The following is a 248-nucleotide window of genomic DNA, read 5'->3' as shown; positions in this document are numbered from 1 at the left end:
TTTTTAAAGAATTAAACACAAACAACCAAGCCAGATATTCAGATAATGATTAGCTGAGCGATGGACAACTTTTTAAATTATATTTGAGAGTTTGATCCTGGCTCAGGATGAACGCTGGCGGCGTGCCTAACACATGCAAGTCGAGCGATCTCTTCGGAGAGAGCGGCGGACGGGTGAGTAACGCGTGGGTAACCTGCCCTGTACACACGGATAACATACCGAAAGGTATACTAATACGGGATAACATA

The 248-nt window shown here is 44.4% G+C and carries 1 rRNA gene; it reads left to right on the top strand.

The features are described from left to right. Nucleotides 1-79: 79 nt before the first annotated feature. Nucleotides 80-248 (top strand): 16S ribosomal RNA (locus LEQ07_RS19895); the annotation flags it as partial.

The sequence above is a fragment of the Paraclostridium sp. AKS73 genome (assembly GCF_025671395.1).
Classification (GTDB): domain Bacteria; phylum Bacillota; class Clostridia; order Peptostreptococcales; family Peptostreptococcaceae; genus Paraclostridium; species Paraclostridium benzoelyticum.
This window is presented reverse-complemented; position numbering and strand designations above follow the sequence as displayed.